This window comes from Streptomyces sp. SBT349, assembly GCF_001083795.1.
In the GTDB taxonomy this organism is placed as follows: Bacteria; Actinomycetota; Actinomycetes; order Streptomycetales; family Streptomycetaceae; genus Streptomyces.
Map to the genome: position 1 here is coordinate 1 of NZ_LAVK01000141.1, position 18003 is coordinate 18003.

6 protein-coding genes and 1 pseudogene are annotated in these 18003 nt (G+C 75.5%); all 7 read left to right on the forward strand.

Annotated features, from left to right (window positions below; all coding sequences use genetic code 11):
- Positions 1-25: 25 nt before the first annotated feature.
- Positions 26-793: pseudogene (locus ADY01_RS41845) on the forward strand (AMP-binding protein); the annotation flags it as partial.
- Between the two features lie 141 nt (positions 794-934).
- Positions 935-4810, forward strand: coding sequence for an amino acid adenylation domain-containing protein (locus ADY01_RS18525; RefSeq protein WP_420715723.1), 3876 nt, complete (start codon positions 935-937; stop codon positions 4808-4810).
- On the forward strand, positions 4794-6539 hold the full coding sequence (locus ADY01_RS18530) for an ABC transporter ATP-binding protein (RefSeq protein ID WP_159001274.1): 1746 nt from the start codon (positions 4794-4796) through the stop codon (positions 6537-6539). Before ADY01_RS18525 ends, ADY01_RS18530 begins: the two co-directional genes overlap by 17 nt.
- Positions 6536-8374 (forward strand): ABC transporter ATP-binding protein, encoded by a 1839-nt coding sequence (locus ADY01_RS18535; RefSeq protein ID WP_049574423.1) that lies wholly within the window; start codon positions 6536-6538, stop codon positions 8372-8374. Before ADY01_RS18530 ends, ADY01_RS18535 begins: the two co-directional genes overlap by 4 nt.
- Positions 8375-8476: 102 nt before the next feature.
- Positions 8477-9583, forward strand: a complete 1107-nt coding sequence (locus ADY01_RS18540; protein WP_078900399.1) for a pyridoxal-phosphate dependent enzyme — start codon at positions 8477-8479, stop codon at positions 9581-9583.
- Positions 9580-14958, forward strand: coding sequence for a non-ribosomal peptide synthetase (locus tag ADY01_RS18545; protein ID WP_049574428.1), 5379 nt, complete (start codon positions 9580-9582; stop codon positions 14956-14958). The genes ADY01_RS18540 and ADY01_RS18545 overlap by 4 nt, the downstream gene beginning before the upstream one ends.
- On the forward strand, positions 14955-18003 hold a 3049-nt coding region (locus ADY01_RS18550), incomplete at its 3' end, for a type I polyketide synthase (RefSeq protein WP_049574431.1). The genes ADY01_RS18545 and ADY01_RS18550, both read left to right, overlap by 4 nt.

Genomic DNA, 18003 nt, shown 5'->3' on the forward strand with positions numbered 1-18003 from the left:
ACTCGGTGTCGAAGAGACTGCCCGCTTGGGTGGCCGACAGCGGGTAGGCGTCCCGCACCGAGGCGGGAAGCCGTTCCCGGTCCTCCGGCGAGATCAGTTCGAACGGCCGGCTCGCGGGGCCGGCCCGCCCCCCGGCGCCGGCGGCGTGGCCGTCGCCGTGGACGGGAGCGATCTGGCGTACGTCATCTACACGTCGGGGTCGACCGGCACGCCCAAGGGCGTCATGGTGGAACACCGCTCCCTCGACTGGTTCCACCGGTCCATGCGCCAGGCCGTCCCGCTCGGCGAGACGGACCCGCCGCTCGCCGGGTTGCTCAACGCGCCGCTGGCCTTCGACGCCTCGGTGGCGGCGCTCCTGCTGCTCCTGGAGGGCCACCAACTGCACCTGGTCCCCGAGGAGACCCGGCGCGACCAGCGGCAGTTGGCCCGGTACGTGGCCGCCGAGCGTGTCGACGTGCTCCACTGCACCCCGACCCAGCTGACGGCGCTGGCGGACGCGGGGCTGCTGGACGGCCGGGGCCACGTGCCCGCCCTGCTCCTCGTCGCGGGCGAGGCCCTCCCCGGGGAGCTGTGGGAGCGGCTGCGCGCGACCCCGGGGACCCGGGCCTACAACTTCTACGGCCCGACCGAGTGCACGGTGAACGCCTCCGGTTGCGAGATCGCCGCCACGCCCGGACAGCCCGTCATCGGCTCGCCGCTGCCCGGTGCCTCGCTCCGCGTCCTCGATGGATGGCTGCGTCCGGTGGGCGTCGGCGTGCCCGGCGAGATCTGCCTCGGCGGCGCCGGCCAGGCGCGCGGCTACCTCTCCCGGCCCGGGACCACGGCCGAACGGTTCGTCCCCGACCCCTTCGCGGGCGCTCCCGGCGCCCGGCTGTACCGGACGGGGGACCGGGGCAGGTTCCGTGCCGACGGCGCCGTGGAGTTCCTCGGCCGCATGGACGACCAGGTCAAGGTGCGCGGGTTCCGCGTCGAACCGGGCGAGGTCGAGGCCGCGCTGCGGCGCCACCCCCGCGTCCGCGAGGCCGCCGTCACGGCCCGCGACGACGGCGGCTCGGGCACCTACCTCGTCGCGTACTGCGTCCCGGCCGGTGGCGACGGGTCGCCGACCACCGACGAGTTCCGCGCGTTCCTCGCCGGTCACCTCCCCGACTTCATGATCCCCGCCGTCTTCGCCGATATCGCCGCGCTTCCGACCACGCCCAGCGGCAAGGTGGACCGGGCCGCGCTGCCCGCCCCCGACGCCGGGCGGCCGAGCATGTCCTCCCGCTACGCCCCACCCCGCACCGAGCGTGAGGAGATACTCGCCACCGTCTGGGCCGCCGTGCTGGGGGTGGACCGCGTCGGCATCGACGACAACTACTTCTCCCTGGGCGGCGACTCGATCCGCAGCATCCAGCTCCGCTCCCGGGCGGCCCGGTGCGGCCTGGACTTCTCGGTGCGTGAGCTGGTCGAGCGCCCCACCATCCGGGCGCTCGGCGAGGTGCTGCGCGAGCGGGAACGCCCCGCCGGGCCGCTCGCGCACGCCCCCTTCGCGATGGTCGACGCCGCCGAGCGCGACCGGATACCCGGCGAGGTCGAGGACGCGTACCCGCTGGCCGCGATGCAGACCGGGACCGTGTTCGAGGCCGAGTCCGGCGAGGGCCCGCCCGTCTTCCACAACGTCAGGTCCGTCCGGCTGCGCGCCGCGCTGCACGAGGACGCGCTGCGCCGCGCACTCGCCGAGGTGACCGAGCGGCACCCCGTCCTGCGCACCTCCTTCGACCTCGCGCGGTTCACCGAGCCCCTTCAGCTCGTCCACCGTTCGGCGAGGATCCCGCTGCGCGTCACCGACCTGCGCGAGCTGAGCGCCGAGCGGCGGGAGGAGGCCGTCACCGCGTACATCGAGGCCGAGAAGGAGCACCGCTTCGACTGGGGCGTGCCCCCGTTCCTCCGCGTGGCGGCCCACGTCCTGACCGACGACGTCTGCCAGGTGACCTTCACGCTGCACGAGGCCGTCTTCGACGGCTGGAGCGTGGCGCTCCTCCTCACCGAGATCTTCCAGCGCTACCAGCGGGCCACCACCGAGGGCGCGGGCGAACCGCCCGAGCCACTGCGGTCCGCCTACCGGGAGTTCGTCGCCCTGGAACGCGCGGCCATGGCGGACCAGGAGGCCGCCCGCTTCTGGGCCGCGTACCTGGAGGGCGCCGCCCCGGCCCCGCTGGCGCCCGGCGGGGCGGGGCCCGGCCCCGGAGCGGACCACAGGACCCTGCGGGTCGCGCTTCCCCCCGACGCCGGGCCCGCGCTCGCCGCCCTGGCCCGGTCGCTGGGCGTGCCGGTCAGGAGCCTCCTGCTCGCCGTGCACCTGCGGGTCCTTAGCGCGGTCACGGGACAGGAGGACGTTCTCACCGGCGTGACGGTCAACGGCCGCTGCGAGGAGGAGGACGGCGAGCGGGTCGTGGGCCAGTTCCTCAACACCGTGCCGTTCCGGCTCGCCACGGACACGGGCACGGGCACGGGCACGGACCCGGACCCGGACGCAGGCTCGGACGCGGGCACATGGGCGGGGCTGGTGGCGCGCGTCTTCCGGGACGAGGTGGCGCAGCTTCCCCACCGCCGGTATCCGGCCGCCCTCATGCGGCGGGAGCACGGCGGCGGCGGGCTGTTCGACACGGCCTTCAACTTCACCCACTTCCACGTCTACCGGGAGATCGCGCGGGAGGGCGGCATCGCCATCGAGGGGGGCGTGTTCCACGACCGCACCGGGCTGGGGCTGCTCGCCGACTTCGCGGTGGACAGCGGCACCGGCGAGGTGAACCTCGTGCTGAACTGCAACGGCCTGCCCGAGGAGCGGATCGCGGTCATCGGCCGCTGCTACGCGACCGCCACCGGGCGTCTGATCGCCGATCCGCACGCCCGCCACGACCGGGACGACCTGCTGGCCGAGGAGGACCGGCGGCGGCTCGTGACCGAGTGGAACGCCACCCGGACGCCGGAGGCCGAGGCCACGGATCCCGCCGACGTCGCCGACGCGATCGGGCTCTTCGAGGCCCAGGCGCGCCGCTCCCCCCGGGCCACGGCGGTGACGTGCGGTGGAACGTCCCTGACCTACGCCGAACTGGCCGCCGACGCGGACCGCCTGGCCCGCCGCCTGGTGGCCCGGGGAGTCGGCCCCGAGCGGCTGGTCGCGCTCTGCGGCACCCGTGGCATCCCCCTGATCACGGCCGTCATCGCCATCCTGAAGGCCGGCGGAGCCTACCTGCCGCTCGACCCCGACGCGCCCGCCGCCCACACCGGCGAGGTGCTGCGGCGGCTCGCGCCCTCGGCCGTCCTGGTGGTGGGCCCGGTGCCGGAGGCCACCCACGACGCGCTCAGCGACGCGGCGCGCGAGCTGAACGCGCCGCTGCTCACGGAGGCCGGCGAGAGCCCGACCGGTGAGGACCCTGACGGTGCCCCCGGGGCGCTGCCCGCCCGCCATCCGCACGGCCTGGCCGTCATCCTGACGACGTCCGGCTCCACGGGCCGGCCCAAGTCCGTCATGCTCGAACACGCCGCGATGACCAACCACCTGCACGCCAAGGTGGAGACGTTCGGGCTCGGCCCGGCCAGCACGGTCGCGCACACGTCCCGCTTCACCTTCGTCATCGCGTTCTGGCAGACCTTCGCCGCCCTGGCCACCGGCGGCCTCGTCGCGGTCATCCCCGACGAGCGGGCCGGGCACCCCGGTGAACTCCTGCGCGCGCTCGACGAGTCGGGCGCCACGATCGCGGAGGTCGTGCCGAGCCTGCTGTCCGGGATGCTGGACGCGCTGGAGGCAGGTGCGGCCGTCCCCGCGCGGCTGACGCACCTGATCACCACGGGCGAGGCGCTGCCGGAGCGGCTGGCGCGCCGCTGGCGCCAGGCCGCGCCGGGCGTCGCCCTCACCAACGCCTACGGCAGCACCGAGCTGTCCGACGACGCGACGCACCACCTCCTCTCGCGGGCGCGCACCACGGCCATCAGCCCCATCGGGCGGCCCACGAGGAACAACCGCGTCTACGTGCTCGACGACCGGCTGCGTCCCGTTCCGCCGGGCACCACGGGGCAGTTGTGCGTCGCCGGCTCCGGCCCGGCGCGCGGCTACCACGGCGCCCCGACCACCACCGCCACCACGTTCGTCCCCGACCCGTTCGCGGACGGTGGTCGCCTCTACCTCACCGGCGACCTCGGGTACCACGACCCCGACGGCGTGCTGCACTACCTGGGACGGCGCGACCGGCAGATCAAGATCAACGGCGTGCGGATCGAGCCCGCCGAGGTCGAGGCCGTGCTGGTGCGCCACCCCGGCGTGGCCGAGGCCGTGGTCACGGCGCGCCGGGACGGCTCCGGGCCCGCCCGCCTGACCGCGTATGTCGTCGAACACCCCGGCAGCGACGCAACTCCCGCCGCGTACATGGCGCACGTCCGCGCCTCGCTGGCGCGGCCGTACGTCCCCTCCGCCGTCGTGACGCTCGCGAGGATCCCGCTCAACCGCAACGGCAAGGTGGACGAGGCGGCCCTCCCCGGGGCCGCCGCCGCGCCCCGCCGGGAGGGTCCGGCCGCGCTCCCGTCCAGCCCGCTGGAGCACGAACTCGCGGCCTCGTGGGCGGAGCTCCTCGACACGGACCACGTGGGGCCGCACGACGACTTCTTCGCGGACCTGGGCGGCGACTCGCTCCTGGCCACCCAGCTCGCCTTCCGCTTCCGGCTGGCCTACGACTTCGACCTGCCGCTGCGGCGGTTCTTCGAAGACCCGACGGTCGCCGCGACCGCCCGCCTCGTCGAGGAGCACCAGCGCCGTGACGACAGCGACTGAGCCGCGCCGCCGACGCCGGCCGGCGCTGGTGCCCGCCTACCCCCTCGCCGATCTCGGCCGGCCCGACCTGCGGTCGCCCGCCCGCCTCTACGCCTGGTTGGCGGCGCGGCAGGCGCCGGTGCTGCTGGCCGGGATGGCGCTCGGCGTCGTCTCCATGGGCTGCGTCGCGCTGATCCCCGTCGCCACCGGGCGGGCGATCGACGTGGGCCTGGTGGAACGGGACACCGACGCCTTCGCGGCCTGGGTCGCCGCCTGCGCCGCCCTCGGGCTGGTGGCCGCCGGAAGTGGCGTGCTGCGACACCGCATGAGCGTGTGGAACCGGCTGACGGCCGGCTTCCGGGTGCAGCAGCTGACGATCCGCCATGTCGCGCGCCTGGGCGACACGCTGCGGCTGCGCATCGCCTCGGGCGAGGTGATGGCGCTGACGGGCGGCGACAGCGCCGCGATCGGCTTCTCCTTCGACCGCACGGCGCGCGGCGCGGGCGCCCTGGTCTCCCTGCCCGTCGTGGGCGTGGTGGTGCTGTCGTTCTCCCCCCGGCTGGGGCTGGTCGTGCTGATCGGCGTGCCGGTGGTGCTGCTCGTGACGACGCTGCTCATCAGGCCGCTGGAGTCTCGGCAGCGGCAGGCCAGGGACCGGCTGGGCGACGTGACCTCCCTGGCCGCCGACACCGTCTCCGGGCTGCGGGTGCTCAAGGGGATCGGAGGGGAACGCGCCGCGCTCCAGCGGTTCCGCTCCGCCTCGCGCGACCTGCGCGACGCCGGGGTCCGCTCCGCGCGGATCCAGGCCCACCTCGACGCGCTCCAGGTGCTGCTGCCCGGCCTGCTCCTCGTGCTCGTGACGTGGCTGGGGGCCCGGGAGGCGGCCGACGGCTCCCTCACCCCGGGCGAACTCATCGCCCTCTACGGCTACGCCGCGTTCCTCGTCCTGCCGCTGTCCACCATCGCCGAGGTGACCGGCATGCTCGTGCGGGGGTTCGTCGCCGCCCGGCGCGTGCACGCCATGCTGTCCATCGAACGCGACCTGCCCGAGCGGCCCGGCGCGGCCATGCCGCCCCCGGGCTCGGAACTGGTCGACGTGGCCACGGGACTGACCGTGGTGCCGGGCGCGCACACCGGCGTCGTCTGCGCCTCGGCGGCCGACGCACGCGGCGTCGTCGAGCGGCTGGGCGGCTACCGCGCGGGGGACGTGCGGCTCGGCGGCGTCCCGCTGCGCGAGCTGCCGCTCGCGGGCGTGCGGGAGCGGATCCTCGCCGTGGACGCCGAACCGTTCCTCTTCTCCGGAACGCTCCACGAGACGCTCGAACCACCCCGGAGCAGCGGCCGCGTCAGCGCGCTCGACGCCCTGGAGGGCACCGCCGCGACCGACGTGGTCGCGATGCTGCCGGAGGGCCTGGACACCGGGATCACCGACCGGGGCAGGTCGCTGTCGGGTGGTCAGCGGCAACGTCTGTCCCTGGCCAGGGCGCTGATCGTGGACCCCGAGATCCTGCTGCTCGACGAGCCCGCCGGAGCCGTGGACGCGCACACGGAGGCCCTCGTCGCCGAGGGGCTGCGCGAGGTCAGGGCCGGACGCACCACGCTCACGGTCACCACGAGCCCGTTCATCCTCGAACGGTGCGACCGTGTCGCGTTCCTCGTGGACGGCTCGGTCCGCGCGGAGGGCGACCACGGCGAGCTGCTCGCCACCGAGCCGGACTACCGGCTCACCGTGGAGAGGGCGGCGGGATGAGCGGGGAAGGGGGCCTTCCGATCGCCTCGGTGGAGCGGGCGCGGAGCTACGCCCGCCGCCTGGCGCGCCGGCACCGCCGCTCACTGCTGACGCTCGTCGCGGTCCAGGCGCTGGCCGCGGCGGCGGGACTGCTCGGCCCGCGCGTCCTCGGGGAGGTCGTGGACGCGGTCGGCGAGGGAACGGCCAGCGACTCCCTCATCGACCGGCTCGCCCTGCTGTTCGTCGCGGGCCTGCTCGCCCAGACGGCGCTCACCTGGTGGGCGAGCAGGCGGTCGGCGGTGCTGGCGGAGAACGTCTTGTCGCGGGTGCGCGAGGACCTGATGGAGGGCATGGTCAGGCTGCCGCTCCACACGGTGGAGCGGGCCGGGACCGGCGATCTCGTGGCGCGCGCGACGAGCGACGTCAACGGCCTCGGGCACACGGTCCGGTTCGCGGGCCCCGACTTCTTCGTCGCCTCGGTCACGGCGCCCGCGACCATCGTGGCCATGCTGCTCGTCAGCCCCGCGCTCACGGCCGTGGTGCTGCTGGGGCTCCCCCTGGTGATCGGCGCCACCCGCTGGTACCTGCGCCGCGCCGCGGCCGGGTACACCCGGGTGATGGCGGCCTGGGCGCGGATCAACGACGGCGTGTACGAGACCGTCGAGGGCATCCGCACCGCCGAGGCGCTGGACCTCGGGCCCACGCGCGTGGCGCGCGCCGAGCGGGACGTGCGGGAGATCGCCGCGGCCGAGCGGTACACCCTGCGGCTGCGGACCGTGTGGATCCCGGCCCTGGAACTGGGCCACCTGGTGGTCATGGTGGCGGTCCTCGTGGTGGGCGGCGTCCTCCACGCGCACGGGCTCGCCTCGCCCGGCGAGGTGGTCGCCGTGACCGCGTACGCGCGCTTCCTCGCCGGCCCCGTGGACCTCCTCACCTCGCTGCTCGAAGCGCTCCAGATCGCCGAGGTGGCGCTGCGCCGGGTCGTCGGCGCCCAGACGCCCGGTCCCGCGCAGGCACCCGTTCCCGCGCAGACGCCCGTTCCCGCCGGGAGCCCGGCGCCCGCCGCGGCGCGAGCGGTGCGGCCGGACGGGGACACCCTGTCGCTGCGCGGCCTGCGGTTCGGGTACGGCCGGGGCGGTGACGTGCTGCGCGGCGTCGACCTGGAGGTCGCGCGGGGAGAACGGGTGGCGGTGGTCGGGCCCAGCGGCGCGGGAAAGAGCACGCTCGCCCAGCTCGTCGCCGGGCTCCAGACGCCGCGCGCCGGGACCGTGCGGCTCGGCGGCGCCGACACCGCCGCGCTGCGCGAGGGGGACGCGGCGGCGTCCGTCGTGCTCGTCACGCAGGAGAGCCACGTCTTCCGGGCCACGGTGCGGGAGAACGCCACCCTGGTCGCGGGCGCGGGACGCGCGGACGACGAGGAGGTGCGCGAGGCGTTGCGCACCGTCGGCGCGCTCGCCTGGGCGGACGCGCTGCCCGAGGGCATCGCCACGCGGGTCGGAGCGGGCGGCCACCCCCTGTCGCCCAAGGAGGCGCAGCAACTGGCCCTGGCGCGGGTGCTCACCGCCGACCCCCGCGTCGTCGTGCTCGACGAGGCGACCTCTCTGCTGGAGCCGCGCGCCGCGCGCGGCCTCGAACGGTCGCTGGCGGCCGTGCTGGAGGGCCGCACCGTGGTCGCCATCGCGCACCGGCTGCACACGGCGCAGGAGGCCGACCGCGTCGTCATGCTCGAAGGCGGAGAGATCAGCGAGACAGGCAGCCACGAGGAACTCCTGCGCGGCAACGGCCCCTACGCGAGGCTCTGGCATGCGTGGCGTTCCGCCTCCGTGCCCTCGTACCCCGCGGTTTCCGACACGTAGACGAGGCGAGTGCACCATGGCAGAGACCGGCCGCCCGGGCCCCCCGGCCGTCATGACGGCCCGGACGCGCGACGACGCGTGCGCCGCGGGAAGGGAACGACGATGAGCCGCCCCACCGGTGGCCCGTCGGACCGGCCCGTGGACCCGTCACCCGAGGCCCTGATCGCCGGGGCCAGGACCGTGACGCCCCTGCGGCCCCTGCTGGTGCGGCACACGGGCGGCACCCGGCGCCTGTGGCTGAAGCTGGAACAGGAGAACCCGACCGGTTCGATCAAGTACCGCACCGCCCTCGGGCTGCTGGCCGCCTTGTCCGAGCGCCTGCCGCTCACGCCCGGGAGCCGGGTGGTGGAGTCCACCTCGGGGAACCTCGGCCTGGCGCTCGCCCACCTGCTGCCCCGGATGGGGTGCCGGTTCCTGGCGGTCGTCGATCCCAAGGTGCCGTCCACCGTCCAGGAGTTGATGCGCTCCCACGGTGCCGAGGTCCATGAGGTCACCGAGCGCGACGCGCACGACGGCTACCTCCTGACCCGGCTGGCCAAGGTGGCCGAACTGCGCGCCGCCGACCCCGTGTTGCGGTGGACCGACCAGTACCACAGCCCGGCGGGCCCCGCCGTCCACCGCCGCGTCACCGCCGCCGAACTGGCCGAGCAGACGGGCGGCGAGGTCGACGCGGTCCTCGTCGCCGTCAGCACCGGCGGGACCCTCGCCGGGGTCAGCGAGGGTCTGCGGGCGCGGACCTCCGGCCTGCGCGTCCTGGCCGTCGACGTGCAGGGCTCGCTGGCGACCGGCGACCGGGCGCACGCCCACCTGCTCACCGGGATCGGCGCCACCCGGCGGTCCTCGCTGCTGCGGCCCGGCCACTACGACCTCGCGGTCCGCGTTCGCGACGTCGAGGCGTTCGCCTGCTGCCGCATGCTCAGCGAGGACACCGGGCTGCGGATCGGCGGCTCGGGAGGCGCCGTGCTCTCCGCCTACCTCGCGCAGCGGGAGGACGGCCTGCGCCACGCGCGCCGGCCGGTGGCCGTGGTCGCGGACGGCGCCCGCAACTACCTCACCACCTGCTACGACGACGCCTGGCTCGACGAGAAGGGCATCGCGGAACTCGTCCACGCCGAGATGGCCAGAGCCAGGTCGGAGGGCGTCTCCTTCGCGTTCGAGCAGCAACCGACCAGTCCCACGCGACCTCTGGCCAGAAGGGTCGACCAGTGACGACGTCCCGCCCCGCCTCCCTCACCACGCTGCCGGACGTCCTGCGCTGGCGCGCGCGGCACCAGCCGGACCGGCACGCCTACGCCTTCCTGGGCGCCGAGGCCGGTCGGGAGACCCTCGACTACGCGGAGGTGGCCCGGCGGGCGCGGGCCGTCGCGCGTCACCTCGCCGACCGCTTCGCGCCCGGTGAGCGGGCCCTGCTGCTCTGCCCGCCCGGACTCGGCTACCTCGCCGGCCTGTTCGGCTGCTGGGGGGCCGGGCTGATAGCGGTGCCGGCGTACCCGCCCGACGGGGAACGCGCCGCGCGGCGGCTGGCGGCCGTCGCCCGCGACGCCCGCGCGTCCGTCCTCGTGACCACGAACCTGGCCGCCGCTCCCGAGCAGCCCGTGCCGGGCACCGCCCTCGTCCTCGTCGACGACATCCTCGCCGCCGACGCCGCAGCCGACATCGCCACCGGTGAGGGGGACGTTCCCGAGCCCTCCGGCCGGGACGGGGACACGGTCGCCCTGCTCCAGTACACCTCCGGGTCCACCAGCGACCCCCGGGGCGTCGTGCTGACCCACGGCAACCTGATGGCCAACCTGGCCCACATCGAACGGTGCTTCGGCCACACGCCCGCAAGCCGCGGCGTCTCCTGGCTGCCCCCCTACCACGACATGGGCCTCATCGGCGGGCTGCTCCAGCCCCTGTACGGCGGGTTTCCCATCACCCTCATGGCGCCGCGGACCTTCGTCCGCGACCCGCTCAGCTGGCTGCGGGCCATCAGCGAGGACCGCGCGACGAGCAGCGGCGGCCCCGACTTCGCCTACGACCTCGCCACCCGCCGCGTCACCCCCGAGCAGCGGGACGAACTCGACCTCAGCGCCTGGTCGGTGGCGTTCAGCGGGGCCGAGCCCGTGCGCGCGGCGACCATGCGCCGGTTCGCCGAGTACTTCGCGCCCTGCGGCTTCCGCGCCGAGGCGTTCTACCCGTGCTACGGCCTGGCCGAGGCCACGCTCATCGTCAGCGGCGGCGACCCGTCCGCGCCGCCCGTCACCGCCTCGGTGGACCGCGCGCGGCTGGAGCGGGGCCGCGTGGTGCCCGCCCCCGACGGCTACACCGTGGTGGGCTGCGGCACCTCCGTGGCGGGGCAGTCGCTGCGGGTCGTGGACCCCGAGACGTCGCGGGAGGCCCCGTCGGGCACCGTCGGCGAGGTGTGGGTCTCCGGCGCGAGCGTGGCGCGCGGCTACTGGAACCGGCCGGAGGACACCGCCCGCACGTTCTCCGCGCGCGTCGAGCCCACCGGCGAGGGCCCGTTCCTGCGCACCGGCGACCTCGGCTTCCTCGGCGAGAACGGTGAGCTGTTCGTGACGGGGCGGCTGAAGGACCTCATCATCATCAGGGGCCGCTCCTGCCACCCGGAGGACATCGAGTTCACCGCGGCCGGTGCCCATCCCGCCGTGCGGCCCGCCGCCTGCGCCGCGTTCCCGGTCACGGAGGGCGACGAGGAACGGCTCGTCATCGTCCAGGAGGTCGAGGGCCGTCACGCGGGGGACGCGGACCTCGCCGGGGTGGCCCGCGCCGTCCGCGAGCGCGTCGCGGCGGACCACGCGCTCCAGGCGCACGCCGTCGTCCTGGTGCGGCCGGCCGGTGTGCCGCGCACCACCAGCGGCAAGGTGCGGCGCCGGCTGTGCCGTGAGCGGCTGCTGGGCGGCGAGCTGCCCGTGCTGCTGTGGGACGAGCGCGCCGCCGACGTCCCCGCCGTGCCCGCCGTCAGCCGCGGGGAGTTGCTCGCCGCAGGTGAGGAACGTCGCGCGGAGCTGGCCACCCGGTACGTGCACGCGCTCGCCGCCCGGCTGCTCCGGGTGGACCCGGCCGCGCTCCGGCCGGACCGCCCGCTGACCGAGCACGGCATGGACTCGGTGGCGGGCCTGGAACTGGCCCACCAGATCGAACGGGACACCGGCGTGGTCCTGCCCCCGTCCGCCGTGCCGCGGGGGGACGGCATCACCGCGCTCACCGGGCTGGTGCTCGCCGCGCTCACCGGGGAACCGGGGGACGAGGGCACCGGGCCCGGCACGGGCCACCGCGACGAGGCCGACGCGTACCCGCTCTCCCCCGGCCAGCGCGCGATGTGGACCCTGCACCAGATGGCGGGCGGCGACGGCACCTACAACGCGGCGACCGCGCTGCGGATCGAGGCGGAGGTGGATCCGGACGCGCTGCGCGTGGCCTTCGGGCGCCTCGTCGAGCGGCACGCCGTTCTGCGGACCACGTACTCCACCGTCGGCGGTTCGCCGGTGCAGGTGCGGCACGACGCCGTGGACGACTGGTTCCGCCACGAGACCGGCGTCGAAGCGGACGCGCTGGAGGACAGGCTCGCCGAGGAGGCCGCACGCGGCTTCGACCTGGACTGGGACCCGGTGGTGCGGGTCCGCCTGTTCACCCTGGCGCCCGGGGAGCACGTGCTGCTGCTGGTGGCGCACCACATCGCCGTCGACTTCTGGTCGTTCGAGCTGCTCCTGCGGGAGCTCGGCGAGGGCTACGAGGAGGTCCGCTCCGAAACGCCCGGCACGAGGCCCGCCGCCCTCGCCGCCCCCGACGTGCTCGATCACGTCGACGAGCAGGCCCGCCTGCTGGCCGGGCCCGCCGGGGAGCGGATGTGGGAGTACTGGCGCGCCCGCCTGGCCGGGCCGCTTCCGGTGCTGGGCCTGCCCACCGACCGGCCGCGGCCGGCCGTGCGCCAGCACCGGGGCGCCGCCCACCAAGCCGTCCTCGGCCCGGCCACGGCGGCCCGCGTGGCCCGGCTCGCCGCGGCCGAGGGGACGACGCCCTTCACGGTGCTGCTGGCCGCCTACCAGGTGCTGCTGCACCGCTACTCCGCCGACGAGGACATCCTCGTCGGCGTGCCCATGGCGGGACGCGGCAGGGCGGCGTTCTCCGGCCTCGTCGGCTACGTGTCCAACACCGTGCCGGTCCGGGCCCGTTTCGCCGGGCGGCCGGCGTTCACCGAGGTGGTCCGGCGGGTCAGGGACGAGGTGCTGGGCGCGGCCGAGCACCAGGAGTACCCCTTCTCGCTGATGGTGGAGCGGCTCGGGGTGCCGCGCGACGCGAGCCAGTCCCCCGTGTTCCAGACGACGTTCACCTACCACGCCGCCCCGGCGGGCGGCGGGCTCGGCGCGATGGCGCTCGGCATGCCGGGCGTGCGCGGGCGGCTCGGGGGCCTGCCGGTGACGTCGGTGGGGGTGGAGCGGCGGGTCACCCAGTTCGACCTCGCCCTCGCCGTGGCGGAGACGGACGACGGCCTCGCCTGCCAGTGGTCCTGGAGCACCGCCCTGTTCGACGAGGCCACCGTCGCGCGCCTCGCCGAGCACTTCGAGATCCTGCTGGGCGAGGTGACCGCCGCCCCGGACCGTCCCGTGGCGGGTCTGCCGCTGCGCACCGCGGACGAGGAACGCTCGCTCGCCCCCCGTCCCGCCCCGGTCCCGGTACCCGGCCTGACGGTCCACGAGATGATCGCCGCGCAGGCGGCGCGCGCCCCGGCCGCCGTGGCCGTCACCGACGGCCAGACCACGCTGAGCTACCGGGAACTCGACGAGCGGGTCACACGGCTCGCCGCCCGCTTCCGCGCGCTCGGGGCGCGGCCGGAGTCCGTCGTCGCCCTGCTGCTGCCGCCCGGCATCGACTACGTGGTGGCGCTGCTCGCCGCGGGCCGGGCGGGGGCCGCCTACCTGCCGCTCGACCCGGCCTACCCCGTGGCCCGCTTGGAGTTCATGCTCCGCGACGCCGCCGTGGCGCTCGTCGTCACCGACGGCGCGAAGGTCCCCGGGCTCGCCGGTGAGGTGGCGGTGTGCGGCCCGTCCGATGGCGACGGGGGCGGCCCGCCCCCGCCTGTGCTCACCGGACACGGCCCGGCGCCCGGAGCGCTCGCCTGCGTGCTGTACACCTCGGGAACGACGGGGCGGCCCAAGGGCGTTCAGGTCACGCAGGCGGGGCTCATGGCTCAGGTGCGAACGCTCCAGGCCGAGTTCGGGCTGCGGCCCGGGGACCGGCAGCTGGTCGTGCAGTCGTTCGCCTTCGCGGCCTCGATGCGGCAGCTGTTCGTGCCGCTGTGCCACGGCGCCACGGTCGTGCTCGCACCGGCGGAGTACATCGCCGACGTGCCCGCGCTGTTCGACTTCGCGCGGCGGCAGGGCGCGACGGTGATGTCGGCCAACCCCTCGTACTGGCAGCACTGCGCCGACGCCCTGGAGGAGGAGCGGGCGGCCGGGCGGCTGGAGACCTTCCGCCTGCTGATGGCGGCGAGCGAGCCGATGCCGTCCGGGCTGCCCGAGCGGTGGCTCGGCAGGCTGCCCACGGGCGCGTCGTTCCTCAACATGCTCGGGCACACCGAGCTGTCCGGCATCGCCACCGCCTACCCCGTCCCCGCCGGGGAGGCAGGGGACGGGAACGGGGCGGCGGAGACGGGCAGGACGACGCTGGTCGGCCGGCCGCTGGCCGGGACGCGCGTCCATGTGCTGGGCCGCGACCTCGCCCCCGTGCCGTTCGGCGTGCCCGGGGAGCTGTATCTCAGCGGCCCGTCCCTGTCGCGGGGCTACCGGAACCGGCCGGGGCTGACGGCCGAGCGGTTCGTCCCCGACCCCTTCGCCGCCGAGCCCGGCGCGCGCATGTACCGCACGGGGGACGTCGTCCGCCACCGGGCCGGTGGCGACCTGGAGCACCTGGGCAGGGCCGACGACCAGATCAAGGTGCGGGGCTTCCGCATCGAGCCCGGGGAGATCGAGGCCGAGCTCGAACGCCACGACGCGGTCGTGGCCGCCGCCGTGGTCGGCCGTGCCGACGCCACCGGAGCGGCCCGCGTCGTCGCCTACGTGGTGCCCGCGGCGGGCGCCGAGCCCACCGCGACGGCGCTCCGCAGCCACCTGCGGTCGCGGCTGCCCGAGCACCTGGTGCCGTCGCTGTTCGTCACGCTGGCCGCCCTGCCGCGCAACCCGAACGGCAAGGTGGACCGCCGGGCACTCCCCGAGCCCGCGGCCGAACGCCCCAGGCTGGAGGGGGACTTCGTCTCCCCCGGCACCCGGATCGAGACGCGGCTGGCCGACATCTGGGGCGAGGTGCTCGGCGTCGAACGGGTCGGCCTGCACGACAACTTCTTCGACCTGGGCGGCACCTCGCTCACGCTGCTCAGGGCCCACCAGCTGATCTGCGCGGAGTTCGGGGTCACGCTGCCCGTCACCACGCTGTTCCAGAAGCCGACGCTCCACGACCTCGCCGCACACCTGGCCGAGGGCGACGACGGCCCCTCCGCCCAGGTGGAACGGAGCCGGGCGGGCGCGGCGCGCCGCAGGCAGCTGACCGACGCGGTCCGGGCACGGCGGCGGGGCGGGCGGTCATGACCGGACACGCAATCGAGGAGGACGCGCAGGTGAATCCGACCGATATCGCCATCGTCGGTATGACCATCCGGTGCCCGGGGGCCGCGAACCTGGGCGAGTTCTGGGACAACCTGGTCAACGGCGTGGAGTCCATCTCGTTCTTCGAGCCGGAGGAGCTGGAGCCCTCGGCGTTCTTCCCCGTCGACCCGGCCCACCCGGACTTCGTGCCCGCGGCCGGGATCGTGCCGGACATCGACATGTTCGACGCCGGCTTCTTCGGCGTCCCCCGCGCCGAGGCGGAGGTGATGGACCCGCAGCACCGGCTGTTCCTCGAATGCGCCTGGGAGGCGATGGAGGACGCGGGCCACGACCTCACCCGGCACGGCGGCAGCGTCTCGGTCTACGCCGGCTCGGCCAGCACCACCTACGCCCTGACGATGATGCCGCGCGCGGGGACCCGGCTGCGGAGCTACCAGGGCCTGGTGGGGAACGACAAGGACTACCTGGCGACCCGGGTCTCCTACAAGCTCAACCTCTCGGGCGAGGCCATCACCGTCCAGACGGCCTGCTCGACGTCGCTGGTCGCCGTCCACCTCGCCTGCCAGTCCATCCTGACCGGCCAGTCCGACGTCGCCCTGGCCGGCGGGGTGTCGCTCCAGCCGTACCAGAAGACCGGCTACCTCCACGTGGACGACGCGATCTTCTCGCGCGACGGCCACTGCCGTGCCTTCGACAGCTCCGCGGGGGGAACGGTCTTCAGCAACGGACTCGGGCTCGTCGTGCTGAAGCGGCTGACCGACGCGGTGCGCGACGGGGACCGGGTGTACGCCGTCATCAGGGGCTCGTTCGTCAACAACGACGCCAGCGCGAAGGTGAGTTACACGGCTCCCAGCGTGGACGCCCAGGCGGCGGTGATCGCGGGCGCGCTGGAGTTCGCCGACGTCCCGGCCGGCACGATCGGATACGTCGAGGCCCACGGCACGGGGACCACGCTGGGCGACCCGATCGAGATCGCCGCCCTCACCCAGGCGTTCCGGCAGACCACGGACGACCGGCAGTTCTGCCCCATCGGCTCGGTCAAGACGAACATCGGGCACCTCAACACCGTCGCCGGCGTCGCGGGGCTCATCAAGACGGCGCTGATGCTGCACCACGGGAAGATCCCCGCCAGCCTCAACTTCGAGGAGCCGAACCCGGCGATCCCCTTCGAGGACAGCCCGTTCTACGTCAACACCCGGCTGCGGGACTTCGTCGGCCGCCAGGGCCCCCGCCGGGCGGGCGTCAGCGCGTTCGGCATCGGCGGCACCAACGCGCACGTCGTGCTGGAGGAGGCCCCCGCGCCACTCCCCCGGCCGCGCCGGCAGTCCGGCGGCGCGCATCTGCTGACCCTGACGGCCAGGACGCCGTCCGCGCTGCGCGCGCTGGCGGGCCGCCACCATGACCGGCTCGCCGCGTTCCTCGACGGCGGCCAGGCCGACGGCGATCAGGCCGGGGACGATCTGGCCGACTACTGCTTCACCGCCGCCACGGGCCGCGCACACCTGCCGCACCGCCTGGCCGTGGCGGCGGACTCGGCGACCGGCCTGCGCGAGGCGCTGCTGCGCTACCGGGACGGCCAGGACCCGGGGGCGGGTGCCTCGGCCGGACAGGCTCGGGACAACCCCATGGTCGCCTTCCAGTTCACCGGCCACGGCGACCCGTACCCGGGCATGGGCTCCGGCCTGTACCGGACGCACCGCGCGTACCGCGAGGCGCTGGACGAGTGCCAGGAGCACCTGCGCCCCCATCTGGAGCGCCCCCTGCTCGACTACCTCGACCCGCACGGCGGGGCCGCGTCCGAGCTCGCCGACGCCCGCGTCGGCCAGCCCGCGTTCTTCGCCGTGCAGTACGCCCTGGCCCGGCAGTGGGAGGCGTGGGGCGTCCGGCCCGGCGCGGTGATCGGGCACAGCCTCGGGGAGTACGCCGCGGCCTGCGTCGCGGGGGTCTTCCCGCCCGCCGACGGCCTGCGGCTGGCCGCCGAGCGCGGCAGGCTGCTGAGCGGGCTGCCGGAGGGCCTCATGGCCGCCGTCGCCGCACCCGAGGAGGAGGTGCTGGCGGTCCTCGACCAGCACGGCGGCCGGGTGTCGGTGGCGGCGGTCAACGCCCCCGACCGGATCGTCGTCTCCGGGGCGCGCGAGGACGTCCTCGCGATCGGCGCCGTCTTCGAGAAGCGGGGAACGCGGGTGAGGCCGCTGAAGGCGACACCGCCCTTCCACTCGCCGCTCGTCGAGCCGATGCTGGACGAGTTCCGCTCCGTGCTGGAGTCCGTCCGGTTCGCCGCGCCCCGGGTGCCGTTCGTCTCGGGCACCACCGGCGGACCGGTGCCCGCCTCCGAGCCGCTCGGCGCCGACTACTGGCTCGCCCACCTGCGCCAACCCGTGAGGTTCGCCGACGGCCTCGCGACGCTCGCCCGCCAGGGGTGCACCGTCTTCCTCGAACTGGGCACGCGCCCCACGCTGAGCCGCATCGGGCCCCGGGCCGTGCCCGGCGCCGGCCTCGCCTGGGTGCCGGTCCTCGATCCCGACACCGACGACCGGCTCGCGATCGCGACGGCGCTCGGCGCCCTGTACACGCGCGGCGCGGAGGTGGACTGGCCATGCGTGGGGGACGGCCCGCGGCGGCGCGTCACGCTGCCCACCTACCCCTTCGAGCGGCAGCGGTACTGGATGGACGACGCGGCGCCCGTGGCCGCGAGCCCCGCGCCGTCCGCCGGGCCCCGGCGGGCCGCGGACGGCGGCGTTCACGACGAGGCCGCCGTCGCCGACCGCCTCCGCGCGGGCGTCGCCCAACTGCTGCGCGTCCCGCCCGAGTCGCTCGATCCGGAGGCGAGGCTGCTGGACGCGGGACTCGACTCCATGGCGATGATCGAACTCGCGCAGGTGATCCGCGAGGAGTACGAGGTCCGGCTGACGGTGCGCCAGCTCATGACCGACCTGCCGACGCTGGCCTCGCTCGCCTCCCATGTCGCGCTCCACCGGAAGCCGGCCGAACGGTCCGCGGCTCCCCGGGTGCCGCGGACCGTTCGGC